The sequence below is a fragment of the Paracoccus marcusii genome (genome assembly GCF_006151785.1).
In the GTDB taxonomy this organism is placed as follows: domain Bacteria; phylum Pseudomonadota; class Alphaproteobacteria; order Rhodobacterales; family Rhodobacteraceae; genus Paracoccus; species Paracoccus marcusii.
Genome location: NZ_VDDD01000043.1, coordinates 1 through 25,234, shown reverse-complemented (window position 1 = coordinate 25,234; position 25,234 = coordinate 1). Strand labels below are relative to the sequence as shown.

Annotated in this window: 25 protein-coding genes; 11 read left to right on the top strand and 14 right to left on the bottom strand. The window is 66.3% G+C overall.

Features of this window, described 5'->3' with window-relative positions; translation table 11 throughout:
* Positions 1-176 precede the first annotated feature (176 nt).
* Together FHD68_RS08895 and FHD68_RS08890 are read left to right on the top strand one after the other, a co-directional pair.
* Complete coding sequence (locus FHD68_RS08895; RefSeq protein WP_045980861.1) at positions 177-608, top strand: ElaB/YgaM/YqjD family protein; 432 nt, start codon at positions 177-179, stop codon at positions 606-608.
* Between the two features lie 10 nt (positions 609-618).
* Positions 619-1,278, top strand: coding sequence for a hypothetical protein (locus FHD68_RS08890; protein WP_139085549.1), 660 nt, complete (start codon positions 619-621; stop codon positions 1,276-1,278).
* A 36-nt stretch (positions 1,279-1,314) separates the two neighbouring features.
* On the opposite strand, the gene grxD is transcribed toward FHD68_RS08890, so the two are convergent.
* From grxD to FHD68_RS18975, 3 genes are all read right to left on the bottom strand, one after another.
* Positions 1,315-1,677 (bottom strand): Grx4 family monothiol glutaredoxin, encoded by a 363-nt coding sequence (gene grxD, locus FHD68_RS08885; protein WP_127898447.1) that lies wholly within the window; start codon positions 1,675-1,677, stop codon positions 1,315-1,317.
* 32 nt (positions 1,678-1,709) lie between these two features.
* Entirely contained in the window at positions 1,710-1,952 is a 243-nt protein-coding gene (locus tag FHD68_RS08880; protein ID WP_045999221.1) for a BolA/IbaG family iron-sulfur metabolism protein, read from the bottom strand.
* Between the two features lie 119 nt (positions 1,953-2,071).
* A complete protein-coding gene (locus FHD68_RS18975; RefSeq protein WP_164871427.1) occupies positions 2,072-2,239 on the bottom strand; it encodes a hypothetical protein in 168 nt (55 codons plus the stop codon).
* A 222-nt stretch (positions 2,240-2,461) separates the two neighbouring features.
* Here FHD68_RS18975 and FHD68_RS08875 point away from each other — a divergent pair, with 222 nt between their 5' ends.
* From FHD68_RS08875 to FHD68_RS08865, 3 genes are all read left to right on the top strand, one after another.
* Entirely contained in the window at positions 2,462-3,016 is a 555-nt protein-coding gene (locus tag FHD68_RS08875; protein ID WP_127898448.1) for a thioredoxin family protein, read from the top strand.
* Positions 3,013-3,690 carry a phosphoglycolate phosphatase gene (gph, locus tag FHD68_RS08870; protein WP_164871428.1) on the top strand — a complete coding sequence of 226 codons (678 nt, stop codon included), beginning with the start codon at positions 3,013-3,015 and terminating at the stop codon, positions 3,688-3,690. Before FHD68_RS08875 ends, gph begins: the two co-directional genes overlap by 4 nt.
* Positions 3,691-3,759: 69 nt before the next feature.
* Complete coding sequence (locus tag FHD68_RS08865) at positions 3,760-4,188, top strand: protein tyrosine phosphatase family protein (protein WP_045980867.1); 429 nt, start codon at positions 3,760-3,762, stop codon at positions 4,186-4,188.
* Positions 4,189-4,226: 38 nt separating this feature from the next.
* Here FHD68_RS08865 and FHD68_RS08860 read toward each other — a convergent pair whose 3' ends face one another.
* From FHD68_RS08860 to FHD68_RS08840, 5 genes are all read right to left on the bottom strand, one after another.
* Positions 4,227-4,571 (bottom strand): arsenate reductase family protein, encoded by a 345-nt coding sequence (locus FHD68_RS08860; protein WP_240542398.1) that lies wholly within the window; start codon positions 4,569-4,571, stop codon positions 4,227-4,229.
* 145 nt (positions 4,572-4,716) lie between these two features.
* The gene (locus FHD68_RS08855; RefSeq protein ID WP_045999217.1) at positions 4,717-6,021 is read right to left on the bottom strand and encodes a DUF3422 family protein; all 1,305 of its coding nucleotides are present in this window, start codon (positions 6,019-6,021) and stop codon (positions 4,717-4,719) included.
* A 123-nt stretch (positions 6,022-6,144) separates the two neighbouring features.
* The gene (locus tag FHD68_RS08850; protein ID WP_127898449.1) at positions 6,145-7,587 is read right to left on the bottom strand and encodes an NAD(P)(+) transhydrogenase (Re/Si-specific) subunit beta; all 1,443 of its coding nucleotides are present in this window, start codon (positions 7,585-7,587) and stop codon (positions 6,145-6,147) included.
* A 12-nt stretch (positions 7,588-7,599) separates the two neighbouring features.
* Positions 7,600-9,174 (bottom strand): Re/Si-specific NAD(P)(+) transhydrogenase subunit alpha, encoded by a 1,575-nt coding sequence (locus FHD68_RS08845; protein ID WP_127898450.1) that lies wholly within the window; start codon positions 9,172-9,174, stop codon positions 7,600-7,602.
* Positions 9,175-9,369: 195 nt separating this feature from the next.
* Entirely contained in the window at positions 9,370-10,023 is a 654-nt protein-coding gene (locus FHD68_RS08840; protein ID WP_127898451.1) for a hypothetical protein, read from the bottom strand.
* Positions 10,024-10,205: 182 nt separating this feature from the next.
* On the opposite strand from FHD68_RS08840, the gene pepN reads away from it, so the two are divergent.
* A complete protein-coding gene (gene pepN, locus FHD68_RS08835; protein WP_127898452.1) occupies positions 10,206-12,779 on the top strand; it encodes an aminopeptidase N in 2,574 nt (857 codons plus the stop codon).
* Positions 12,780-12,789: 10 nt separating this feature from the next.
* Positions 12,790-13,701, top strand: a complete 912-nt coding sequence (locus tag FHD68_RS08830) for a 1-acyl-sn-glycerol-3-phosphate acyltransferase (protein ID WP_240542399.1) — start codon at positions 12,790-12,792, stop codon at positions 13,699-13,701.
* Between the two features lie 80 nt (positions 13,702-13,781).
* On the opposite strand, the gene proB is transcribed toward FHD68_RS08830, so the two are convergent.
* Both proB and obgE read right to left on the bottom strand, forming a co-directional pair.
* On the bottom strand, positions 13,782-14,897 hold the full coding sequence (gene proB / locus FHD68_RS08825) for a glutamate 5-kinase (RefSeq protein WP_127898453.1): 1,116 nt from the start codon (positions 14,895-14,897) through the stop codon (positions 13,782-13,784).
* The gene (gene obgE, locus FHD68_RS08820; protein ID WP_127898454.1) at positions 14,885-15,919 is read right to left on the bottom strand and encodes a GTPase ObgE; all 1,035 of its coding nucleotides are present in this window, start codon (positions 15,917-15,919) and stop codon (positions 14,885-14,887) included. Before obgE ends, proB begins: the two co-directional genes overlap by 13 nt.
* Before the next feature lie 110 nt (positions 15,920-16,029).
* Here obgE and FHD68_RS08815 point away from each other — a divergent pair, with 110 nt between their 5' ends.
* The 3 genes from FHD68_RS08815 (at position 16,030) to eno (ending at position 19,512) form a co-directional block, all read left to right on the top strand.
* Positions 16,030-17,418: a protein adenylyltransferase SelO gene (locus FHD68_RS08815; protein WP_127898455.1), complete on the top strand. Its 1,389-nt coding sequence runs from the start codon at positions 16,030-16,032 to the stop codon at positions 17,416-17,418.
* A 78-nt stretch (positions 17,419-17,496) separates the two neighbouring features.
* Positions 17,497-18,177 carry an endonuclease/exonuclease/phosphatase family protein gene (locus FHD68_RS08810; protein WP_045981399.1) on the top strand — a complete coding sequence of 227 codons (681 nt, stop codon included), beginning with the start codon at positions 17,497-17,499 and terminating at the stop codon, positions 18,175-18,177.
* A 60-nt stretch (positions 18,178-18,237) separates the two neighbouring features.
* Positions 18,238-19,512: a phosphopyruvate hydratase gene (eno, locus tag FHD68_RS08805; RefSeq protein WP_139085547.1), complete on the top strand. Its 1,275-nt coding sequence runs from the start codon at positions 18,238-18,240 to the stop codon at positions 19,510-19,512.
* 3 nt (positions 19,513-19,515) lie between these two features.
* Here eno and FHD68_RS08800 read toward each other — a convergent pair whose 3' ends face one another.
* Positions 19,516-20,931 carry an aminotransferase-like domain-containing protein gene (locus FHD68_RS08800; protein WP_164871429.1) on the bottom strand — a complete coding sequence of 472 codons (1,416 nt, stop codon included), beginning with the start codon at positions 20,929-20,931 and terminating at the stop codon, positions 19,516-19,518.
* A gap of 239 nt (positions 20,932-21,170) precedes the next feature.
* Here FHD68_RS08800 and FHD68_RS08795 point away from each other — a divergent pair, with 239 nt between their 5' ends.
* Positions 21,171-22,289: a TRAP transporter substrate-binding protein gene (locus FHD68_RS08795; protein WP_127899354.1), complete on the top strand. Its 1,119-nt coding sequence runs from the start codon at positions 21,171-21,173 to the stop codon at positions 22,287-22,289.
* Between the two features lie 93 nt (positions 22,290-22,382).
* Here the strand turns inward: FHD68_RS08795 and FHD68_RS08790 are convergent, their stop codons facing one another.
* The 3 genes from FHD68_RS08790 to FHD68_RS08780 form a co-directional block, all read right to left on the bottom strand.
* Positions 22,383-24,275: a TRAP transporter large permease gene (locus FHD68_RS08790; protein WP_127898458.1), complete on the bottom strand. Its 1,893-nt coding sequence runs from the start codon at positions 24,273-24,275 to the stop codon at positions 22,383-22,385.
* Complete coding sequence (locus tag FHD68_RS08785; RefSeq protein ID WP_045981404.1) at positions 24,272-24,883, bottom strand: TRAP transporter small permease subunit; 612 nt, start codon at positions 24,881-24,883, stop codon at positions 24,272-24,274. Before FHD68_RS08785 ends, FHD68_RS08790 begins: the two co-directional genes overlap by 4 nt.
* 117 nt (positions 24,884-25,000) lie before the next feature.
* The coding region (locus FHD68_RS08780) for an adenosylcobinamide-GDP ribazoletransferase (RefSeq protein WP_208863753.1) at positions 25,001-25,234 on the bottom strand (234 nt) is incomplete at its 5' end.

The window sequence follows — 25,234 nt, the reverse complement described above, 5'->3', positions numbered from 1 at the left end:
TTGTGTTCGGATTCAAAATCCGTTTCAGCAATGAGTGCCGGTTCGAGTCCGGCCGCCCCTACCACGCCCTTTCGCGTTCAGTACCGGCAAAGATTTTGCTGCAGTGCGGGAACAATCCAGACCCTGTGACGGTTTGTCCATCGACGGTGACAAGACGCCGATGAAAGGACATTACCATGGCACATAACCCCACTGCTGACGACATCAAACGCGACGCCCGTTCGGCTGCAAACGAAGCCCACGGCGACCTGAAGGATGGTGCCCGCAAGATCGCGGACGACGTCCGTGACACCGCGCGCGAACTGTCCGACAATTCGGGTGCGGCACGCCTGAAAGAGCGTGGCGCAGCACTGGCCGATGATGCCGTCGAAACGGGCAAGTACTATGCCGAGCGTGCCCGTGAGACCGGTCAGGAATACGCCGACCGTGCGCGTCTTGAAGCAGAGCGCCTGTACGAAGCAGGCCAGCAGAAGGCGACCGAAGTCGCACATTATGCCGAAGAGCGTTATGACGAAGTGTCCGAGATGGTTCGCCGCAACCCGGCGCAGGCCTTGGGTATCGCAGCCGGTGTCGGCTTCCTGGTCGGTCTGCTGATCTCGCGTCGCTGAGGTCGGGCATATGTTCGATTTCGCCCGACGCGTTCAGGAAGCTGTCGGCGACACGGTCCGGCGCACGGCCATGAAGGCGGTCGCCGGAATGGTCGGGCTGATGGCTGGCGGGTTCTTGACAGCTGCCCTGTGGTCGTGGCTTGCCAACGATCTGGATTGGGGCTCGGCTTTGGCGTCGTTGACCATCGGCGCAGGTTTGATCCTGCTGATGATCATCCTTCTGGCCATGTCGGCAACGCGCAAGCACACCATACCGACAACCGATGATCTGAAACGTGAGGTTGAAGCTCGGGTTTCTTTGGCGACCGATGCGGCGGCGACGCGCGCGCGGGCGGAAGCGACGCGAATTGTCGAACTGGCCGAAGCGAAGGCACATTCGCTGATGGATCAGGCTGGCTCTCGCGCGACCAAACTTGCTTCTGATGCCGAAGAAAAGCTGTTCGGCAGCGTCCGCAATACCGCTCGAGCTGCGGGTCTGACGTCTTCCAACGTTACTGCTGCAAAGCAGTCGTTCCAAAACGGCGCGCATCAGTTACGCCAAGCGACCGACAGCAATGCTGGAACGATGACCAAGTTGGTTGGAGCGTTCGCTGTCGGTGTCACGTTGGCCGCAGCAATGCAGGAACGTCGACACGACAGGATGGATTACGATCCCGACGACATGATGTGAAAAAGGGCGCCTCGGCGCCCTTTTTTTTGTTCCAGATCAGGCATTTGCCTCGCGGATCTTGTTGGCTGCATCCTTGTCGAACGCGACGCCCTTTTTTTCCAGCAGCTGATCAAGTTCTCCTGACAATGTCATCTCGGTGATGATGTCGCAGCCACCTACGAACTCACCCTTGACGTAAAGCTGGGGAATGGTGGGCCAGTCGGAGAAATCCTTGATCCCTTGGCGAATGTTAGCGTCCGATAATACGTTCACGCCCTCGTAGGGCACGCCCATATAGTTCAGAACGCCGGCAACTCTGCTCGAAAAGCCGCATTGGGGCATCTCGGGCGTGCCTTTCATGAACAGGACCACGTCGTTGCGGTCGATCATGTCCTGGATGCGCGTGTTCGCGTCGCTCATATGGCAATCCTTGTAATGGGGCAGGGGGCGCGTCAGTCGGGCGCCTTGGTGGTCAGGGCAAGCGCATGCAACTCTCCGGCAGGGCCGTCCATCTTGCCCTGAAGGGCGGCATAGACGGCGCGCTGTTGCTGCACGCGGTTCAGCCCGCGAAAGCTTTCGTCGATAACTTCGGCGGCATAGTGGTTTCCATCACCGGCCAGATCAGTGATCGTGATCTTTGCCTGGGGAAAAGAGACCCGCAGAAGGGCCTCGATATCATGCGCTTCCATGGCCATGGGCGGATCCTTGTCTTTGTCACACATGATGTAGGGGATGCCGGCAAAGGCTGCAAGACCGGCACGAAAACGGCCGCGTTCCAGAGAAACGCGGCCGCCACGATTACTCTTATCAAGGGTTACTGCGTCGCGCTGACCGCACCCACGGTTCCGCCGACAACCGCGCCGGCCGGACCCGCCACGGCCGCACCGCCAAGACCGCCGGTCGCAGCGCGCTCGCCAACCGTCGTCCCGCATGCCGAAAGCGCCAGCATCGCGCCGCACAGTCCTAAAGCCACATATTTCATGATGAATGTCCTTCGATGTCAGGTTCTGTCAAACAGACGCAAACCAAGGGTCACAGGTTCCGGGATTGCCGTAGAAAGGCGATCGAAAGGAGGGGGAAGCGTTTTGATGATAATCTGTATTATGTACCATAAAAGTCTTTCTGGTTAGCCTTTCATCCTTTTCACCACTTGTCCCTATGGCACGTATCTTTCAAGGTTCTGGAAAATGGATCGGAGGATCACATGGCCGTATCGCCACCCGTCTGCGATTTCGATGCGCCTTGGCACGACTTTGCGCTGCGCGATACGGAAGGAAACGTCGTCACGCTTTCGCAGGTCGCCGGATCGCGCGGGACGCTGGTGATGTTCATCTGCAACCATTGCCCCTATGTCAGGTCGATCCTGGACCGCATCATCCGCGATGCGCATGCGCTGATGGACCACGGCATCGGCGTCGTTGCCATATCTTCGAACGACGTCGCGGCCTATCCGGAGGATAGCCCGGCGCATATGAGAGACTTGGCGCAGCGGAACGGTTTTCGCTTTCCCTACCTGTATGATGCGTATCAGTCGGTCGCACGGGCCTATGGCGCCGAATGCACGCCCGACTTTTTTGGCTATTCCGCCGACGGTCGGCTGCAGTATCGCGGTCGACTGGATGCCTCGACCCGCACGGCGGCGGCGACGGACGCCCGCCGCGACCTTTATCTGGCCATGGTGCAGATCGCGGAAACCGGGCAAGGTCCGCGCGATCAGGTCGCATCAATGGGATGCTCGATCAAATGGAAGGCCGCATGACCATGGACAGACCCTGCCCGATCGTATTCGACTTGGACGGCACGCTGATCGACAGCGCGCCCGACATCCACGCCTGCGTGAACGCGGTCCTGCGCCAGCATCAGATCGCACCGCTGCCCTTGGCGCGGGTGCGCAGCTTCATCGGTGGCGGGGTCGAGCTGCTGTGGACCCGGATCATCGCCGCCTGCGGTATCGAGCCGGTGCATCGGCCCGCGCTGATCGCGGCCTTCATGGCGCGCTATCATGATGCCACGGCGCTGACGCGTCTGTTTCCGGGCGTGATCGAGGCTGTGGGACGGCTGGCCGATGCGGGTCATCCCCTGGGCATCTGCACCAACAAGCCGATGGGACCGACGCGCAGCGTGCTGCAACATTTCGCGTTGGATCGTCTGTTCCCTGTCGTTGTCGGAGGGGACAGCCTGCCGCAGCGCAAGCCCGACCCCGCGCCCTTGCGCCTGGCACTGCAGATGCTGGGCGTGGAAGGGAATGCACCCCGTGCGCTCTATGTGGGTGACAGTGAATTTGACGCCAATTGCGCGGCGGCGGTGCCGGTGCCGTTCCTGATCTATTCGGGCGGCTATCGCATGACGGCCATCGCCGATCTGCCGCATCACGCGGCCTTCGATCGCTTTGACGATCTGCCGGGTCTGGTGGATCAGGCGATGGCGCTCTAGGCAGCCGGCTTGACAACCGTCGACGAAAGACGCCACTTCGGGGCGGACCCGTGCACGAAAGGCCCCATGATGGATCTGCGCCAAATCAGCCCCAACCTCGCCGTCTCTCCGCAGATCCTGCCTGAGGATGTCCCGGCCTTGGCCGATGCGGGGTTCAAGGTCCTGGTCAACAACCGCCCCGACGAGGAGGTCGAGGCCGAGATCGATCACGATGCGATGGCACAGGCGGCAGAGGCTGCCGGAATGCGCTATCATTACCTGCCGTTCCACCCGGGCCAGATCACGCCGCAGCTGATCGCGGATTTTGGGACGGCGACCGTGGGACAGGGGCCGGTGATCGCATATTGTCGGTCCGGCAACCGCAGCACGGTCCTCTGGGCTCTGACGCAGGCCGGGCGCATGCCCGAGGATGAGATCCTGAAGACGGCCGACGCCGCCGGGTACGACCTCAGCGGCGTGCGGCCGCTGATCGCCTCGCTGGCCAGCCGCAAGGGATAGACCGGGCAGGGCAATGCCCCCTGCCCTGCCCCGTGTCGTCAGGCAGGTACGCCAAATGACCGCTTGACATTTGCAGTCCAACCAAGTCCGGAAAGATCATCGGCGCGAATCGCCGGGCGCTTCATCACGCTCGGCTTTTCGCCCATCATGGCGACCGGATCTGCCGCGCGCTCGTCCTCGGACATGCCGCGCCATGTCAGGCTTGCGCGGTTGATGATCTTGTCACCGAACTGCGCGACAAGGGCTGCACGCTCGTCAGCGGACAGCGGCTCCTTCTGGACATCGCGAAACTGTACCGTCCATCCGTTGTCCTGCAGGTCGGCCTGCGCCTTCTGGCAGGTCGAACAATGGGCAAGGCCGTACATCGTCAGCGTCTTGGACATGGATACCTCGTCAGATCAGGGGAACGAAGGGCACGCCGCAGGCGGTCAGGGTCAGGGTTGCCAGCAGGGCAAGGGTCAGGCGCATCGGTCGTGGTCCTTCATGGGTCAGGCCTGATGTATCGCCCCCCGCAGCAGGTGCCACAAGTCACAAATCGTCGCTGCCGGGGTCGTGGAACTGCGCGCGCACCCGGCGCATCGCCCACCAGACGCCAAGCACCGTCAGGGGCGTCAGCACGGCGACGACCAGCGTCTTGTCCAGCCCCGCGCGCCCCGCCAGCGGCGCCAGCGCATAGCTCAGCAGGCCCACCGCGTAATAGCTGATGGCGACGACCGACAGCCCCTCGACCGTGTGCTGCAGCCGCAGCTGCATGTCGGCGCGGCGGTCCATGCGGTGCATGATCTTCTGGTTCTGGGCGCTACGTTCCACGTCGACACGCGTGCGCAGCAGCTCGGCCGCGCGGGCTGTGCGTTCAAGCATCGTGGCCAGCCGCCGTTCCGCCGATTTCGCCGTGCGCATGGCCGGCTGGTACCGCCTGCGCATGAATTCGGTCAGCATCTGGCGGTCCAGAAACCGCGTCTCCCGCAGGGCGGCGATCCGGTCATGCACGATCGCCTCATAGGCGCTGTTGGCGCCGAACCGGAAGGAATGCAGGACGGCCTGCGCCTCCAGCTGGGTCGAGACCGCCAGCAGGTCATGCAGCAGCTGTTCCGCGGGCTGCGCGTCGTCGGTCATCGATTCCAGGATCGCGGTCAGGCGCGGCTCCAGCTCGTTCAGGCGGTTGCCCAGACCGCGCGCGCGCCCAAGGCCCAGCATCGACATGGCGCGATAGGTCTCCAGCTCGACCAGGCGATGCACCAGGCGCCCGATGCGGCCGTCCGACGTGCCGGGCCGCACGAAGATCGCGAACCGCATCCAGCCATCCGCATCGATGCGGAAATCACCCGCGACCATCGCGGTCTCGTCCAGCACCCAGATCGCGGCCAGGCTGTCGCGCGCGAACCAGCCGTCGATGCGGGCCAGCGCCTCGGCCGGGTCATCGGGCAGCAGGTCGACCTGGATCATCACCGCCGCGACGCGCTTGCCCGGCGCGGCGTGCTGCCAGGCATCGGGAAAGATCGCCGCCGCCGACGGGTCGAACGGACGGATCGGAAGACCCGGCGTCATCGCCATATAGGTCACGAACTCGGTGTGGCTCTCCCATTTCAGTTCGTGACGGCCAAGCTGGCCCTGATAGTGGCTGTCATCGGGATCGGGGCGTGGACCGCCATGGCGGCTGACCAGCTCGCCCAGATGCGCCAGATCCTGCGCCCGGTCGCGGTTGGCGGCGTCGCGCGGTTCCTTGAACGCCACGAAGACCGCGGTCGCCGGCGCGGTGATCCGCGGCGAGGGCCGGGCATGCAGTTCGTTGACCAGCGCATAGCGCAGGGGATGTTCTGTGGCCGGGTTCATCTGCCGCTCCTGAAGACGGGGCAACGGCCCCTGCCCCATTTCAAGACCACCGCGACAGGCGGCACAAGTGGGAACGCCCGCCGGCTGCGAACCGGCGGGCGTCCGTGGCACGATTGCGCCGGATCAGTCGATCATGGGCAGCAGCTTGTTGATGCTGTCCTTGGCGTCGCCATAGAACATCCGGGTGTTCTCCTTGAAGAACAGCGGGTTCTCGATGCCGCTATAGCCGGTGCCCTGCCCGCGCTTGGACACGAAGACCTGCTTGGCGCGCCACACCTCCAGCACCGGCATGCCGGCGATGGGGCTGTTCGGATCGTCTTGGGCTGCGGGGTTCACGATGTCATTCGACCCGATGATGATGACGACGTCGGTCGAGGGGAAATCCTCGTTGATCTCGTCCATCTCCAGCACGATGTCATAGGGGACCTTGGCCTCGGCCAGCAGCACGTTCATGTGGCCCGGCAGACGCCCCGCGACGGGGTGGATGGCAAAACGCACCGTCTTGCCCACCGCGCGCAGCTTGCGCGTCAGTTCGCTGACTGCGCCCTGCGCCTGCGCCACTGCCATGCCATAGCCCGGCACGATCACGACGCTGTCCGCCTCGTTCAGCGCGGATGCCACGCCGTCCGCATCGATGGCGATCTGCTCGCCCTCGATCTCGGCTGCGGGGCCGGTCTCTCCGCCGAAACCGCCCAGGATCACGCTGACGAAGTTCCGGTTCATCGCCTTGCACATGATGTAGGACAGGATCGCGCCCGACGATCCGACCAGCGCGCCCGTCACGATCAGCAGATCGTTCGACAGGGTAAAGCCGATCATCGCCGCCGCCCAACCGGAATAGCTGTTCAGCATCGACACCACGACCGGCATGTCCGCGCCGCCGATGCCCATGATCAGGTGATAGCCGATGAAGAACGCCAGCAGCGTCACCAGGATCAGCCAGAACACTGCCGGACCGACGCCGGTGAAATACAGCACCCCGATCAGCAGCGACAGCGCCAGCGCGCCCGCATTCAGCATGTGGCCGCCCGGCAGCTTCTTGGGCTTGCCGTCGACGCGGCCCGCCAGCTTGCCGAAGGCCACGACCGACCCGGTGAAGGTCACCGCGCCGATGAAGATGCCCAGGAAGACCTCGATCTTCAGCATGGCGATCTCGGGGGCGGTCTTGTGGGCCAGCAGGGCCGCAAAACCGGTCAGTTCGGCCTCGAACCCTTCGGCACGCAGGCGCAGGACGCGCGACAGTTCGATCTGGGCATTGAAGCCGACAAAGACCGCAGCCAGACCGACCAGCGAATGCATCGCCGCGACCAGCTGGGGCATCTCGGTCATCTGCACGCGCTTGGCGACCAGCCAGCCGCCGGTGCCGCCGATGGCGATCATGATCAGCGACAGCAGCCAGTTGCCTGCGCCCGGCCCGAACAGCGTCGCCACGACCGCAAGGCCCATGCCGACGATGCCGTACCAGATCGCGCGCTTGGCGCTTTCCTGTCCCGACAGCCCGCCAAGCGACAGGATGAACAGGACCGAGGCGACCACATAGGCCGCAGTGGTGAATCCGTATTCCATTGTCCCGACCCCTTACGACTTCTGGAACATGGCAAGCATGCGCCGGGTGACCATGAAGCCACCAAAGATGTTGACCGATGCCATCAGCACGGCCAGCGCGCCCAGGATCACGACCCAGGCCGATCCCGACCCGATCTGCATCAGCGCGCCCAGGATGATGATCGAACTGATCGCATTCGTGATGGCCATCAGCGGCGTGTGCAGCGAATGCGCCACGTTCCAGATCACCCGGAAGCCCACGAAACAGGCCAGCACGAAGACGATGAAATGCGACATGAAGCTGGCGGGCGCGATCAGTCCGATCAGCAGCACGACCAGACCACCGCCCAGCAGAAGCTTGATCTGGCTGGCGGTCTCGGCCTTGAAGGCCGCGGCGTCGGCGGCGCGGCGTTCGTCGGGGGTCAGCTCCTTCTTCTTCTCCTTGGGCTTCTGCGCGGCAATGGCGGCGACCTTGGGCGGCGGGGGCGGCCAGGTGACGTCGTGGTCATGCACGACCGTCGCACCGCGGATGACGTCGTCCTCCATGTTGTGGACGATGACGCCATCCTTCTTGGGCGTCAGGTCGGCCACGAAATGGCGGATGTTGTTGCCGTACAGCTCGGAGGCCTGCGCGCCCATGCGCGACGGAAAGTCGGTATAGCCGACGATGACCACGCCGTTGTCGGTGACGATGCGTTCGTCCGGCACGGTCAGGTCGCAGTTGCCGCCCTTTTCGGCCGCCAGATCGATGATGACGCTGCCCTGCTTCATCATGGCCACCATGTCGGCGGTCCACAGCTTGGGCGCGTCGCGTCCGGGGATCAGCGCCGTGGTGATGACGATGTCCATCTGGGGCGCCAGCTCGCGGAACCGGGCCAGCTGCTTCTCGCGGAACTCGGGGCTCGACGGCGCGGCATAACCGCCGGTGGCGGCGCCGTCCTGCGCGGGCGCGTCGAAGTCCAGATAGACGAACTCGGCACCCATCGATTCGATCTGTTCGGCCACTTCGGGGCGCACGTCAAAGGCATGGACCTGCGCGCCAAGGCTGACCGAGGTGCCGATGGCCGCAAGACCCGCAACCCCTGCCCCCACGACCAGCACCTTGGCCGGCGGAACCTTGCCTGCCGCCGTCACCTGTCCGGTGAAGAAGCGGCCGAAGTTGTTCGCCGCCTCGATGACGGCGCGATAGCCTGCGATGTTGGCCATCGACGACAGCGCGTCCATCTTCTGCGCGCGGCTGATGCGCGGCACCATGTCCATGGCGATCGCGGTGATGCCCTGGTCTTTGGCCTGCGCCAGCAGTTCGGCGTTCTGCGCCGGATAGAAGAACGAGATCAGAGTCTGCCCCGCCTTCATCTGGCCGATCTCGGCTGTGGTCGGCTGGCGTACCTTGGCCACCACGTCCACCGCATCGATCAGCTCCGCCGCGGTCTGGCAGACTGTCACGCCGGCACTGCGATAGTCGTCGTCAGCGAAACCTGCGCGCGCGCCCGCGCCGCTTTCCACGAACACGTCATGTCCCAGCTTGCCCAGATGCGCGGCGGTGGATGGCGTGATCGCCACCCGCGCCTCGCCCTCGAAGCTTTCCCTCGTTGCGCCAATCTTCATGGCTCTGATGCCCCCCGGTCTGGTGATCTTTCGTCGCAAACGTCATAGCATCGCGAAATATTGTTTCACAAGGCTGCGCTGTCGCGACCGGCTCGGAAAGACCATTGCGGCGGCTTGGGAACAACCGGTCCAGCGCATGTGAAAACGGCCCGGATGCGGATGCATCCGGGCCGTTCCGTGACCTGACCGGTCGGATCAGTTGGCCGGGGCCGGCGTCGTGGTGGTCGCCGGCGCGGTGGTCGCAGGCGGCGCAGGGGTGGTCGCGGGTTCTTCGACGCTGACGGCGTCGTCAACAGCGTCAGCCGCACTGTCTGCTGCCTCTGCTGCGGCATCCGCTGCGTTCGATGCGGCCTCGCCTGCACCGTCAACGGCGTTGTCGATCGCGGTGCCGGCTGCGTCGGCTGCGTTGCCTGCAGCTTCGACCGCGCTGTCAGCAGCGGCGCCGGCGGCATCGGCGGCGTCGTCGGCTGCACTGGCGGCACCGGCGGCGGCATCATCGGCGGCCTCGGACGCGCTCTCGGCTGCAGCCTCTGCTTCGGCTGCCGCGTTGTCGGCAGCGGCTTCGGCCTCGGAGGCCGCAGCATCGACTTCGGGTTCTTCGACAACGGCAGGGGCCGTGGTCGTCTCGGGGGCGGGTTCGGTGGTCGTCACGGTGGTGGTGTCACCTTCGACGACGGTCGTGTCGTCAGCCATGAAACGCTGCAGCACGAAATAGGCCAGCGCCAGCGCCAGCAGGACACCGATGATCAGCGGCAGCGCGGACGACTTGCGCTCCACCGGCTCGACATAGGTTTCCTTGGGGGTGGTGCCGGGTTTCACGCGGTTCGGATCGTTGGGATCATAGCTCATGCAGGTCTCCGATTCAGACTGTATTTTGACCGGGTTAGGTCGCGAAGCTGTGGCGTGTGACCGTTCGGCTGTCAACCGCCAACGCCCGACGCCACGCCTTGCGAGCCGGCGTTCAGGCGATTAACACCGACTAAAGGCCGGGGTTCCGCTTGCGGCCGCATTTTTACGAAAGGCCGCTGACCATGTCCGTCGAGAAACCGCAGCCTGTCCAGCACCTTGCCGATTACCGTCCCTGGCCGTTCACCCTGTCACAGACCCGGCTGGACGTGACCCTGGCCCCGCGCGACACGGTCGTTCTGACCGAACTGGACCTGGAACCGTCGGACCAGCCGGTCGATCTGGTGCTGGATGGCGGCGCGGGGCTGCGGTTGCAGTCGCTGCGCATCGACGGGCTGACCGTGGACCCGGCCCACGTCCTTCGCGACGACGAGACGCTGACCATCCGCGCCGCCGCCCTGCCCCGCGTGCCCTTCACGCTGGCGACCGACGTGCGCATCGATCCGCAGGACAACACCGCCTTCGAGGGCCTGTATCTGTCGGGCGGCATCTTCTGCACCCAGTGCGAGGCCGAGGGGTTTCGCCACATCACCTTCTATCCCGACCGCCCGGACGTGATGACCACGTTCCGCGTGACGCTGCGCAGCGACCTGGCGGTGCTGCTGTCGAATGGCAACCCCGTGCGCGCCCAGGACGGGGTCGCGGAATGGAACGATCCCTGGCCCAAGCCTGCCTATCTGTTCGCGCTGGTAGCGGGCGATCTGGTGGCGGTCAGCGACAGCTTTACCACCCGGTCGGGGCGCGCGGTCGATCTGAACGTCTGGGTCCGTCCCGGCGATCAGGACCGCGCGGGCTTTGCGATGGAGAGCCTGATCAAGTCGATGCGCTGGGACGAGGACGTCTATGGCCGCGAATATGACCTGGACGTCTTTAACATCGTCGCAGTCGACGATTTCAATATGGGCGCCATGGAAAACAAGGGGTTGAACATCTTCAACTCGAAACTGGTGCTGGCATCTCCGGATACCGCGACCGATGGCGACTACGAGCGGATCGAGGCGGTGATCGCGCATGAGTATTTCCACAACTGGACCGGCAACCGCATCACCTGCCGCGACTGGTTCCAGCTGTGCCTCAAGGAAGGGCTGACGGTCTTTCGCGACCAGCAGTTCACCAGCGACCTGCGCTCGGCCGCGGTCAAGCGGATCGAGGATGTGCAGACCCTGCGCGCGCGGCAGTTCCGCGAGGATCAGGGTCCGCTGGCCCATCCCCCGCGTCCCGACCGGTACGAGGAGATCAACAACTTCTATACCGCGACGGTCTATGAGAAAGGCGCCGAGGTCATCGGCATGCTGAAGCGGCTGGTCGGCGACGACGGTTATGCCCGCGCGCTGGACCTGTACTTCGACCGTCACGACGGCGATGCCGCCACCATCGAGGATTGGCTGAAGGTCTTCGAGGATGCCACCGGCCGTGACCTTGCCCAGTTCAAGCGCTGGTACACCGACGCCGGGACCCCTGTCCTGACCCTGCAGGAAACCTGGCAGGACGGCACGCTGACGCTGGACTTCGCGCAGCAGACGCCGCCCACTCCCGGCCAACCCGACAAGCCCGCCCGCGTCATTCCGATCGCGGTCGGCCTGATCGGCCCGAACGGCGACGAGGTCGCGCCGACCCGCGTCCTGGAGATGACCGAAGATCGGCAAAGCTTCAGCTTCGAAGGTCTGGGCGCACGGCCCGTCGCCTCGGTCCTGCGCGGGTTCTCGGCCCCCGTGATGCTGCAGCGGCAGATGGACGATGCGACGCGGGCCTTCCTGCTGGCCCATGACACCGACCCCTTTGCCCGGTGGGAGGCGGGGCGCGAACTGGCCCTGTCCGCCTTGACCCAGCTGGCGCGCGGAGAGGATGCGGGCGGCGACTACATCACCGCAATCGGCGCGCTGGCCGGCGATGCCGGGGCCGATCCGGCATTCCGTGCGCTGTGCCTGAACCTGCCCGGCGAGGAGGAGATCGCGACCCGTCTGGCCGCCACCGGCACCACGCCCGACCCCGATGCGATCCACCAGGCGCGTGCGGGGCTGGCCCGCCGCATTGCCATGGCGCATCAGGATCTGCTGGCAGAACTGTACGACACGATGACCGTGCCGGGCGCCTATTCCCCCGATGCGGACGCGGCTGCGCGCCGGTCGCTGCGCATCGCGGCGCTGGGGTTGCTGGGGCGGATCGACGGCGGCGACCGGGCCGAGGTGCTGTTCGGCATCGCGGGCAACATGACCGAACGCATGGCCGCACTGGCCGTGCTGCTGCGCCTTGGCCGCGGCGACAGCGCGTTGCGGATGCTGCACGACGAGTTCGCCGACAACCGGTTGGTCATGGACAAATGGTTCGGCATCCAGGTCATGGCCGCGCCCCCGTCTTACACCGTCGCCATCGCGGAACGGCTGGCCGCGCGCCCCGATTTCGACTGGAAGAATCCTAACCGCTTTCGCGCGCTGCTGGGCGGTCTGGCGGCGAACCATGCGGGGTTTCACGCGGCCGACGGGTCGGGCTATGCATTCACGGCGAATTGGCTGATGCGCATGGATGCGGTCAATCCCCAGATCGCCGCGCGCATGTCCACCGCGTTCGAGACATGGCCCCGCTATGACGCCGCGCGCCGCGATCACGCGCGCAATGCATTGGAACGGATCGCATCTCTCGCGGGTTTGAGCCGCAATACACGCGAGATGGTCTCGCGCATGATCGCTGCGGGACGCTGAGGGGGACGCGATGGGCAAGCATGAGGAGGCCCGCGCCGAGATGCAGGCGCGCCTGGACCCGCTGATCGCGGAGCGGGCGCCTTGGCTGTTTTCCGGACGTCCCCGCGACCGCGTGGCGCGGTGGGCGATGATGCATCTTCTGCGCTATCCCCGCACCGTCGATTTGGGTGCCGAGTTTCGCGACCTGCCCCCGGCCGAGATCTTCCGCCGGATGAGCGACCTGATCGTCCGCGATCTGCAGGTCGAAGGGTTGGAGCATATCCCTGCCACCGGCCCTGCCCTGATCGTGGCCAACCATCCCACCGGCATCGCAGATGGGATCTTCCTGAATGCGGTGATCTCGCAGCTGCGCGACGACGTGTTCATCTATGCCAACCACGACATGATCCGCGTCTTGCCGCAGATGATCGACATGATCGCCCCCGTCGAATGGCGGGTCGAAAAGCGCAGCCATGCCAAGACCCGCGCGACGATGGACTATACCCGCGACGCGATTGCGGCGGGCCGGATCGGCCTGATATTTCCGTCGGGCCGCCTTGCCAAGCGCACCGGCCTGACCCTGAACGAGCGTCCTTGGATGGCAAGCGCCGCAATGATCGCCCGCAAGTTCGATCTGCCGGTGATCCCGCTGCGCATCCGTGCGCGCAATTCCGCGCTGTTCTATTTGTTCGACAAGATCCATCCGACGCTGCGCGACGTGACGCTGTTCAACGAGGTGCTGAACAAGACCGGCCAACCCTATCGCGTGACCATCGGCGCACCGATCATGCCCGCGGATCTGCCGCGCAGCAGCGACGAGGCGATCCTGGCGTTGCGGCAGGCCGTCCTGTCCCTGCCCACGCCGGGCAGCACCGCGATCCGCCTAACCCGCAGCCGCGGCGTCGCCCGCCTGACCGGAGCACGGCGCCCCGTCGGCGGCTGATTGCGTCCCGCGACGGCCTGGGGGCCAGCCCCCCGGACCCCCCGCCCGGTGCCTGTGCCCGATGGGACGTCAGAGGCCCGTCACGTCACCATGTCATCACGATGGATCAATGCCGCCCGACCGGGATAGCCCAGGATCGTCTCGATCTGTGCAGAGTGATGACCGGCGATGGCGCGCACTTCCGTTGCGGTATAGCGGATCAGCCCGGTCGCCAGACGCTGGCCGGCGTGGTCGGTGATCGCCACCGGATCGCCGCGCCCGAAATCGCCCTGCACCTGCGTCACGCCCGCGGGGAGCAGCGATTTGCCGCGGCCAAGCGCCAGGCGCGCGCCATCGTCCACGATGACCGTGCCCTTGGGCTTCATCGCGGCGATCCAGCGCTTTCGGGCAAGCTGCGGATCCGCCTCGGGCAGGAACCACGTAGTCCGGGCGCCCTGTGCAACGGCCGACAGCGGGCGGAGGACCGACCCCTCGGCAATCGCCATCGCACACCCGCCCGCCACCGCGGTGCGCGCGGCCATCAGCTTGGTCTTCATGCCGCCCTTGGACAGGCCCGACACGGGGTCGCCGCCCATCGCCTCGATCTCGGGGGTGATCGTCTCGATCACCGGCAGATGGCGGGCCGTCGGATCGGTCTTGGGGTTTGCCGTATAGAGCCCGTCGACATCCGACAGCAGCAGCAGCTGGTCCGCGCCGCAGGTCACGGCGATCTGCGCGGCCAGGCGATCGTTGTCACCAAAGCGGATCTCGTCGGTGGCGACGGTGTCGTTCTCGTTCACGATGGGCACGACGCCCAGGCCCAGCAGGGTCTGCATCGTCGCGCGGCTGTTCAGATAGCGGCGACGATCTGCGCTGTCCTCCAGCGTCAGCAGCACCTGTGCGGTGATGACGCCGTGGGGTGCCAGGGCCTCTTCATAGGCACGGGCCAAGCGGATCTGGCCGACGGCCGCCGCGGCCTGAGCCTGTTCCAGCGGCAGCGCGCCGGAAGGCAGGCCCAGCACCCGCCGCCCAAGCGCGATCGATCCCGAACTGACCAGCACGACGTCGCAGCCTTGCGCCCGCCATGCGGCTACGTCATCGCACAGACCGCGCAGCCAGTCGCCGCGCAGGCCCTCGGGGCCGACCAGCAGCGCCGAGCCGATCTTGACGACCAGCCTGCGGGCCCCGCCAAGCTGCGGCACGCTCACGGCTGCCATGTCCCCTCGGGCGTTTCGGGGGCGGCGGGGGCGCGCGAGGGCTCGATCTGGGTCCACAGCGCGCGCAGCACGTCGGTCACGCCGGTCCGGGCCACGCCCGACATCAGCATGACCGGATGGCCCAGCTCTGCCTCCAACGCGGCGCGGCGCTTGGCGATCTCCTCCTCCTCCAGCGCATCGATCTTGTTCAGCGCGGTTACGCGAGGCTTATTCATCAGCACCGGCGAATAAGCCTCCAGCTCGGTCAGGATGGTGCGCGCATCCTCGGCCACGGTCTCGGATGTACCGTCCACCAGATGCAGCAGCACGTTCGACCGTTCGACATGGCCCAGGAACTGATCGCCTAGGCCCCGGCCCTCGCTCGCGCCCTCGATCAGACCCGGAATGTCGGCCATCACGAATTCGCGCCCGTCCACGCCGACAACGCCCAGGTTCGGGTGCAGCGTGGTAAAGGGGTAGTCGGCGATCTTGGGGCGCGCGTTCGACACGGCGGCCAGGAAGGTTGACTTGCCGGCATTGGGCAGACCCACCAGGCCCGCATCCGCGATCAGCTTCAGCCGCAGCCAGATGGTCCGCTCGACCCCCTCCAGCCCAGGATTGGCAGTGCGCGGGCTGCGGTTGGTCGAGGACTTGAAATGCAGGTTCCCCCAGCCCCCGTTGCCGCCCTTGGCCAACAGCACGCGCTGTCCGACCTCGGTCATGTCCGCGATCACGGTCTCCTCGTCCTCGTCCAGGATCTCGGTGCCGACGGGCACCCGCAGCACGACGTCGTCGGCGGACTTGCCGGTCATCTGGCTGCCCATGCCGTGCTGGCCGGACTTGGCAAAGAAATGCTGCTGATAGCGGAAGTCGATCAGGGTATTCAGCCCATCGACCGCCTCGGCCCAGACATCGCCGCCGCGGCCGCCGTCGCCGCCATCGGGACCGCCGTATTCGATGAACTTCTCGCGGCGGAACGACACGCAGCCCGCGCCACCCCCGCCCGAGCGGATATAGACTTTGGCGAGGTCGAGAAATTTCATGGGACAGCTCCTTTTGCCGGATGCCGATACGCCCTTGACGCCTGTGGCGCAAGGGTTCCGGGCTGGCAATGCCGGGATGCGCGCCTATGTAATGGTCAAAGGAGACCGCGATGATCCGTTTCGACAACAGCTATGCCCGGATGCCGCAAGGGTTCTTTGCCCGCGTGGACCCCACCCCCGTGACCGCCCCCAGCCTGCTTGCGCTGAACGGACCGTTGGCGGATCGACTGGGGCTGGACCGCGACGCGCTGACGGTCGAGATGCTGTCGGGCAATGCCGTCCCGCAGGGTGCGGCGCCGCTGGCCCAAGCCTATGCCGGGCACCAGTTCGGCGGCTTCGTGCCGCAGCTGGGCGACGGGCGCGCCGTCCTTCTGGGAGAGATCGTGGCCCCCGACGGGGCGCGTTTTGACATCCAGCTGAAGGGATCGGGGCCGACGCCCTTCTCTCGTCGCGGCGACGGGCGGGCCTGGATGGGGCCGGTGCTGCGCGAATACCTGGTCAGCGAGTTCATGGCGGCGATGGGCGTGCCCACGACCCGCGCGCTGGCCGCCGTCGCCACGGGCGATCAGGTGTGGCGAGAACAAGGCGGCCTGCCCGGTGCCGTCCTGACCCGCGTCGCCGCCAGCCACATCCGCGTCGGCACGTTCCAGTACTTTGCCGTGCGCGACCGCAAGGATGCACTGGCGGCCCTGACCGACCACGTGATCGTGCGCCACTATCCCGACACGGACGGCCCCTTGGCCCTGCTTGACCGGGTGGTTGCCGCGCAGGCCGAAACCATCGCGCAATGGATGGCGCTGGGCTTCATCCACGGAGTGATGAACACCGACAACATGGCGATCTCGGGCGAGACGATCGACTACGGGCCCTGTGCCTTCATGGACGTCTATCACCCCGACACGGTCTTTTCCTCTATCGATCGCCAAGGCCGCTATGCCTGGGCGAACCAGCCCCAGATCGCGGTCTGGAACCTGGCCCAGTTCGCGACCTGCCTGATCCCCCTGATGGGAGAGGAGGAGGCCGCGGTCGAGGCCGCGACCACCGCCGTCCATCGCTTTGCACCGCTGTATCAGGCCGCGTGGCTGCGCCGGTTCGGCGACAAGCTGGGCATCGACGGTGCCGCGAACCAGTCGCTGATCGAGAGCCTGCTGCAGATGATGGCCGAACAGCGGGCCGATTTCACCCGTGTCTTCGCGGGCCTGTCGGAGGGGACCGCGCGTGACGAATTCGCCGACCCCGCGGCCTTCGACACCTGGGCCCGCGACTGGAAGGCGCTGTCGCCCGACACGACCGTGATGGCCCGGGCCAACCCGCGGCGCATTCCGCGCAACCACCGGGTCGAACAGGCGATCGCATCCGCCGTGGCGGGCGACATGGCGCCATTCGAACGACTGTTCGACGCGATCACCCATCCGCGCGACCTGCGCACCGATTGGGCAGATCTGGCGCAGGCACCGACACCTGCGCAGGCGGTTCGCCAGACGTTCTGCGGCACCTGACGGGGTTGTGCGCGCCTGCCCCTTGCGCGTGACGCGGACCCCGCCAAGATCACCCGCAACGCCAGTTCGGACGGATTGATGCTGAAGATCGCAAGCTACAACCTGCACAAGTGCCGTGGGATGACCGGCCCGCATGCGCCGCTGCGCAACCTGGCGGTGATCCGGTCGCTGGACCCGGACATCATCGCGCTGCAGGAGGTAGATTTTCGCCTTGGCGCACGCCCCGAGGCCCTGCCGCGCAACCTGATCCAGTCGGAAACGGGGCTGGTGCCTGCCGACATCTACGGCACGACCGAAAGCAGCCTGGGCTGGCATGGCCAGACGATCCTGATGCGCCCGCATCTGGCCGAACAGGCGGTGCTGCGCCGGCTGCCCCTGCCGGGTCTGGAGCCGCGCGGCGCGGTGGCCCTGCGCCTGCCGGGCCTGACGCTGATCGGCGCGCATCTGGGGCTGGCGCGGTCGTCGCGGCGCGCGCAGCTGGCCCGGATCACCGCGCAGGCCTCTCGGATCGCGGACGACCACATCGTGATGATGGGCGATTTCAACGAATGGCGCGACGACCGGGGTCTTGAATCGCTGGCCGGGTTCCGGGTCGTGGCGCCGGGACCGTCCTGGCCCGCGCCCCTGCCCCGGCTGCGGCTGGACCGGATGGCCCTGTCCACGAACCTGCACGTCCTGGAAACCGGCGTCTTCAACGAGGCCGGGGCGCGCGACGCGTCCGACCACCTGCCGATCTGGGCGCGCATCCGCTTTCCGTGAAGATTGCGAAACCGGGCTTGCGGCGCTAACAAGGCGCCAAGCATCAACCGGAGTGCGCTTATGACCGCCATCATCGACATCTTCGCCCGTGAAATCCTGGACAGCCGCGGCAACCCGACCGTCGAGGTCGACGTGACCCTGGAAGACGGAACCATGGGCCGCGCGGCCGTTCCCTCCGGCGCGTCGACCGGCGCGCACGAGGCGGTCGAAAAGCGCGACGGCGACAAGTCCCGCTATATGGGCAAGGGCGTGCTGGAGGCGGTGGCCGCCGTCAACGGCGAGATCGCCGAGAATCTGGTGGGCGAGGATTCGACCGAACAGCGCGCCATCGACATGATGATGTGCGAGCTGGACGGGACGCCCAACAAGGGCCGCCTGGGCGCCAACGCGATCCTGGGCGTGTCGATGGCAGTGGCCAAGGCGGCGGCGGATGCGACCAACCAGCCGCTGTACCGCTATGTCGGCGGCACCAGCGCGCGCATCCTGCCGGTCCCGATGATGAACATCATCAACGGCGGCGAACATGCAGACAACCCGATCGACATTCAGGAATTCATGATCATGCCCGTCGCCGCGGAGAACATCCGCGACGCCGTGCGCATGGGCTCGGAGATCTTCCACACGCTGAAGAAGGAGCTGTCGGCGGCGGGCCTGTCCACGGGCATCGGCGACGAGGGCGGCTTTGCCCCGAACCTGTCCTCGACCCGCGACGCCCTGGATTTCATCCTGAAGGCCATCGAGAAGGCCGGCTATCGTCCTGGCGACGACATCATGCTGGCGCTGGACTGCGCGTCCACCGAATACTTCAAGGGCGGCAAGTACGAGATGAAGGGCGAGGGCAAGTCCCTGACCCCCGGCGAGAACGTCGATTACCTGGCCGCGCTCTGCGACGCCTATCCGATCCTGTCTATCGAGGATGGCTGCGCCGAGGATGACTGGGACGGCTGGAAGCAGCTGACCGACCGTCTGGGCGACCGCGTGCAGCTGGTCGGCGACGACCTGTTCGTGACCAACCCCGTGCGCCTGGCCCAAGGGATCGAGCGTGGTTGCGGCAACAGTCTGCTGGTCAAGGTCAACCAGATCGGCACGTTGTCGGAAACGCTGGACGCCGTGCGCATGGCCGACCGCGCGGGCTATACCAGCGTCATGTCGCACCGTTCGGGCGAGACCGAGGACGCGACCATCGCCGACCTGGCCGTCGCCACCAACTGTGGTCAGATCAAGACCGGTTCACTGGCCCGTTCCGACCGGTTGGCGAAATACAACCAGCTGATCCGCATCGAGGAAATGCTGGGCGCCACCGCCGAATACGCCGGCCGCAGCATCCTGCGCTGACCCTCAGTCCGGCCCCGCGTCGGGGCCGGACCTTGCCATCTGGCCCAGGGTCTGCAGCGCGGCGGCCAGCCTGTCGCGCGGCATCCGACAGTTCAGCGCGATGCGCACTCCCTGCACCGGCGCCTGTGCCGGTCCGCAGAAATCCGACGACGGGCGCACGATCACCCCCGCCGCCGCCGCGCGAGACGCGAAATCGGCGGCCGTCCAGGGCGCGGGCAGCGGCAGCCAGACCATCGGCACGCCGGCCTGACCCCGCGCATCCAGACCCGCCAACGCCTCCTGCGCCAAGGCCAGCCGATCCGCCACCTGCGCCTGAACCTCGCGGGCGATCCGATCGCCATCGCCGGACCGCAGCAGCCGCGTCACAAGCCCGGTGATCGGCTGTGACAGGCCCATATGACTGTGCTGCGCGGCGACGCGCCCCGCCTGGCCCATCCCCTCGGGGCAGATCAGCACGCCGAAGCGCAGGCCCGCGGCGATGATCTTCGACAGGCTGCTGACATGCCAGACCCGCTCCGGCGCCAAGGCGCGCAGGCTGGGGGGCGCATCGGGACGCGGGCTGGGCGCATAGCATTCATCCTCGATGATCTGCAGGTCGTGGCGGCGGGCCACTTCGACGATGCGGTCGCGCCGGGCGGCCCCCATCGACGCCAGCGTCGGGTTCTGCGCCGAGGGCGTCAGGCACACCAGCCGCGCCCCCGTGGCGCGGGCGACGCGGTCCAGATCCTCGGGGATCATGCCCTGATCGTCCAGCGCCACCGCCTGTGTCTGGGCGCGCATCAGGCGTGCCGCGTGGGTGATGCCGGGATAGGTCAGCGCCTCGACCATGACCTGCGCAGTCTGATCCGCCAGGCACAGCGCCATGACCAGCGTGATCGCGTGTTGACCGCCGTGCGTCAGGACCATGTCGTGGTCGGCCACCGTCCCCAGGGGTCGGACGGACATCCAGTCCAATGCCGCGCCCCGGCAATCCTGGTCGCGGCTGAGCGGGGTGTAATCCAGGACCGACGCGTCCATGTCCGCCGCCATCGCCGCCAGATGCGTGGCCAAGACCCGCGCCTGGCCGCAATCAGGCAGCTGCGGGATGCGCAGGTCGGCCGGGCCCTGCGGCGATGCGGGGTGGTCCAGGCTTTCGTACAGCAGCGGCTGCGGCACCGGGCGACGGGGGCGCGCCGCGGCGATGAAGCTGCCGCGTCCCACATGGCTTTCCACGACACCTTCGGCGGCGGCCACCTGATAGGCCCGGGCGACGGTTCCGGTCGTGACCTTCAGCCGCCAGGCCAGGTCGCGCATCGGCGGCAGGCGCGTGCCGGGCGCCAACTGGCCCGACCGCGCGGCCTCGCGCAGGGCGTTGGCCAGGGCGCGGAACTTGGGTCCGGGCTGGCCGGTCAGGTCGGGCTGCCAATCCTCGATGCGCATCTGAGCCTCCTTGCCGCGACATCCCTGATAATGCGCCGTTTTTGCGGGCACAATCGCCTGCGTGCGGTTGCGCGACCGCATCAGGGCCGACGGCGTGAAATAACTTTGGGGGATCGGTCTCAGAACACTCGACAGGCCCGAAAGCGGGGCTAAACTGTCGGCCATGCAGGGTGGGAAGTTGCGGGCCGAGGGGGCCCACCGACCCAAGCGGAGGAGACAGAATGAAAGATTCCAAAGCGTTGGACCGGCGGTCCTTCATCGCGCGGGCGTCCATCGGCGGTGCTGCGGCGGCAGCCGGCAGCGTGCTGGCCGCGCCCGCCATCGCGCAAGAGGCACCGCAGATCAACTGGCGCCTGGCCTCCAGTTTCCCCAAGTCGCTGGACACCATCTATGGCGGGGGCGAGGAACTCGCGAAGCGCTTGTCCGAAGCAACTGATGGCCGTTTTCAGATCCAGGTGTTTTCGGCCGGAGAGATCGTGCCGGGCCTTGACGCGATCAACGCCACCACCGACGGTACGGTCGAATGTTCGGCGTCCGTGGGATACTACAACTGGGGCAAAGACCCGGCCTTCGCCTGTGGCGCGGACCTACCCTTCACCTTCTCGGCGCGTGCCAAGAACGCCTACAACTATCACGGCGGCGGGATCGAGAACTATAATACCTTCCTGGAACAGTACAATCTGGTCGCTTATCCGGGCGGCAACACCGGTGTCCAGATGGGCGGTTGGTACCGGAAGGAAATCAACAGCCTGGCCGACCTGCAGGGCCTAAAGATGCGGATTTCGGGTCTGGCCGGTCGCGTGGTCGAAAAACTGGGCGTGGTGCCTCAGCAGATCGCCGGCGGGGACATCTATCCGTCGCTGGAGCGCGGGACGATCGATGCGGCCGAATGGGTCGGCCCGTATGACGACGCCAAGTTGGGCTTCCAGAAGGTTGCGCCCTACTATTATTATCCCGGTTTCTGGGAGGGTGGCCCGACTGTCTGCTTCTTTGTGAACAAGGGACAGTGGGACCAGTTGCCCGCGAACTATCAGTCGCTGTTCCGCACCGCGGCTCAGGCCACCGACCAGAACATGCTTGCCAAGTACGACTATCTGAACCCGACAGCTCTCAAGGAACTGGTCGGTTCCGGCGCCCAGTTGCGCTCGTTCAGCGAGGAAATTCTGGCAGCATCGTTTGCCGCTTCGAACGAGGTCTATGCCGAAGTTTCTGCAGAGAACGAGTCCTTCAAGACGCAGTACGAGGCGATGCTGCAGTTCCGCGACGACTGGTACCTGTACCAGCAGACCGCCGAATACACGTTCGACACGTTCATGATGATCCAGCAGCGCAACGGCACCCTGGCCGTCGGCGGCTGATCGGTCGACCCGACCGGAATGCGAAACCCCCGCGCAGATGCTGCGCGGGGGTTTTTCGTTGGTGCATCGGGCCCGCGGTGACGGGCCCGCCCGTCAATTCCCCGACAGGCCCGGAGGAGGCCCGCCTAAGCCCAAGCTCACCCCGCCGGAGGGTGCCGCCGCCTCGGGGGTCGCGGCTTCCGGTTCGGGGCTGGTCGGTGCGGGTGCATCCGGGACGGGTGCGTCCGGGGTCGGCGTCGCCGGAGCCGGCTGTTGCTGGCCGAAGGGCGATCCGCCCAATCCGCCAAGCGTGCCGAACCCGCCGCTGCCACCCTGCGGGGCCGCGGCGCCGCCGCCCAGCCCACCACCGAGGCCGCCACCGAGACCGCCGCCAAGCCCCCCGCCCATGGGGATCTCGATCCGCATGTTCGACGTGTCCACGACCGGTCCCTTGTAATGCATGACCATGCCCGGGAACGCGATCACCGCCGCGATCATCAGGACCTGAAGCCCCACGAAGGGAACCGCGCCGCGATAGATGTTCAGGGTGGTGATCGGGTCCATCATCAGACCGGTGATCTTGTCACGATAGGATTTCCGCGGCGCGACCGAGCGCAGATAGAACAGCGCAAAGCCCACGGGTGGCGTCAGGAACGATGTCTGCATCGTCACCGCGAGTATCACCCCGAACCAGACCAGATCGACGCCAAGCGCATTTGCCGCCGGGATCAGCAGCGGAACGATGACGAAGGCCAGCTCGAAGAAGTCCAGGAAGAAGCCAAGGATGAAGATGATGATGCAGGACACGATCAGGAAGCCCGTGACCCCGCCGGGAAGCGCGGTCAGCAGGTCGCGCACCCAGATATGGCCGTTGACCGAATAGTAGGTCAGCGAGAAGACGGTCGCGCCCAGCAGGATGAACATCACGAAGGCCGACAGCTTGACTGTCGACAGCAGCGCCTGGTTCAGCACGTCGAAGCTGAGGCGGCGCTTGATCGCCGAGAGGATCAGCGCGCCCATCGCACCCATCGCGCCGCCCTCGGTGGGCGTGGCGATGCCCAGGAAGATCGTGCCCAGCACCAGGAAGACCAGCGCCAGGGGCGGGATCATCACGATGATGACCTGCCGCGTCATCGGCGACAGCCAACGTCCGCCCGTGGCACGGTCGGCGACCGCCAGGATCAGCAGGACCACGACCGCCAGGGTCGCCGCCCAGATGGGCGCGTTCGTGACGCCGTTGGCGTCCATCCAGCGGCTGGCCAGCTGGAAGATCGCGACGGCCAGCACGATCACCACGGCCAGCGACCAGCCGCCGCCGCCCAGGCTGCGCGCCTCCAGCGGCAGGGCGGGCATGGCCTTGGGGCGCAGGATCGACAGGATCAGGACATAGACGATGTAGACGCCGACCAGCGCCAGCGCCGGGACCATCGCCGCCTTGTACATGTCGCCGACGGAACGGCCCAGCTGGTCGGCCAGCACGATCAGCACCAGCGACGGCGGGATGATCTGCGCCAGCGTCCCCGACGCCGCGATCACGCCCGTCGACAGGCTTTTGTCATAGCCGTAGCGCATCATAATCGGCAGAGAGATCAGGCCCATCGAGATGACCGAGGCCGCGACCACGCCGGTCGTTGCCGCCAGCAGCGCGCCGACCAGGATCACGGCATAGGCAAGGCCGCCGCGGACCGGGCCGAACAGCTGACCGATGGTGTCCAGAAGCTCCTCGGCCATGCGCGACCGTTCCAGCACGATCCCCATCAGCGTGAAGAACGGGATGGCCAGCAGCGTGTCATTGCGCATCACGCCGAAGACGCGGTCCCCAAGCGCCCCCAGCAGGTTCCAGCCCAGGTTCACCTGGTCGGACAGGGGCGTCAGGAACACCCCGAAGAAGAAGAACAGCAGCCCGTTGGCCGCCAGCGCAAAGGCGATCGGATAGCCGAACAGCAGGAACGCCACCATCGAGAAGAACATGATGGGGGCAAGGTTGTGGGCGATAAGGTCGATCACGGGCGGCGCTCCGGTTCATCGGTCTGGTCGGTGCGGCCCGTCAGCATCAGCCCGGCCTCGTGATTGGCGGCCTCGTTCGGGCCGGTGTTCTGGTGCGGATCGGGAATGATGCCGCGCATGACGGCGATCTTCTTGACGATCTCGGACAGGCCCTGGGCGAACAGCAGGCCAAAGCCCACCACCAGCACGCCCCGCGCCGGCCAGAGCGGCAGGCCGCCCGCGTTCATCGAGATCTCTCCGGTGCGGATGCTGCCCATCAGCGCGGGCCAGGTCAGCCACAGCATGACCGTGGTGAAGGGCATCAGGAACAGGATCGTGCCCAGAAGGTCGATCCAATGCTGCACCCGACGCGACCAGCGGCCATAGATCACGTCGATGCGGATATGTTCGTTCTCGAGCAGCGTCCAGGCCGAGGCCAGCATGAAGGCCGCGCCGAACAGGTACCACTGCGCCTCCAGCCAAGCGTTCGACGACATGCTGAACACCTTGCGGACGACCGCGTTGACGGCGCTGATGACGACGGCCAGCAGGATCAGCCAGGCGACGCTGCGCCCGATCAGCGTCGTGACGCGGTCGATGCCGCGCGAAAGGGCCAACAGGCCGCTCATGATATGCTCCTCCCTCAAGGTACGGCCTTCGGCCGCGGTCCGGTTGACCCGGTCGTTCTGGCTGGCAGGATATGCGGCAAGCGGCCTGCGCGGGTCAAGGTTTTCCGCCAGTTGACCCTAGGTCAGCGCGGCCATCCCGACCAGCGCCGCACATTCCGCAAGCAGCACCGACGCGCCCAGCACATCGCCCGTCTGCCCGCCCAGCAGGCGGCAGGCGCGGCGCGAGACCGCCACGACCGACAGCCCGATCAGCGCCATCGCCAAGGCCGCGGCCCCCGGTTCCGGCGCACCCAGCAGCAGTGCCAGAACGCCCGTCAGCGTGGCCGCCACCACCGCCCGGCGCGAGGGCTG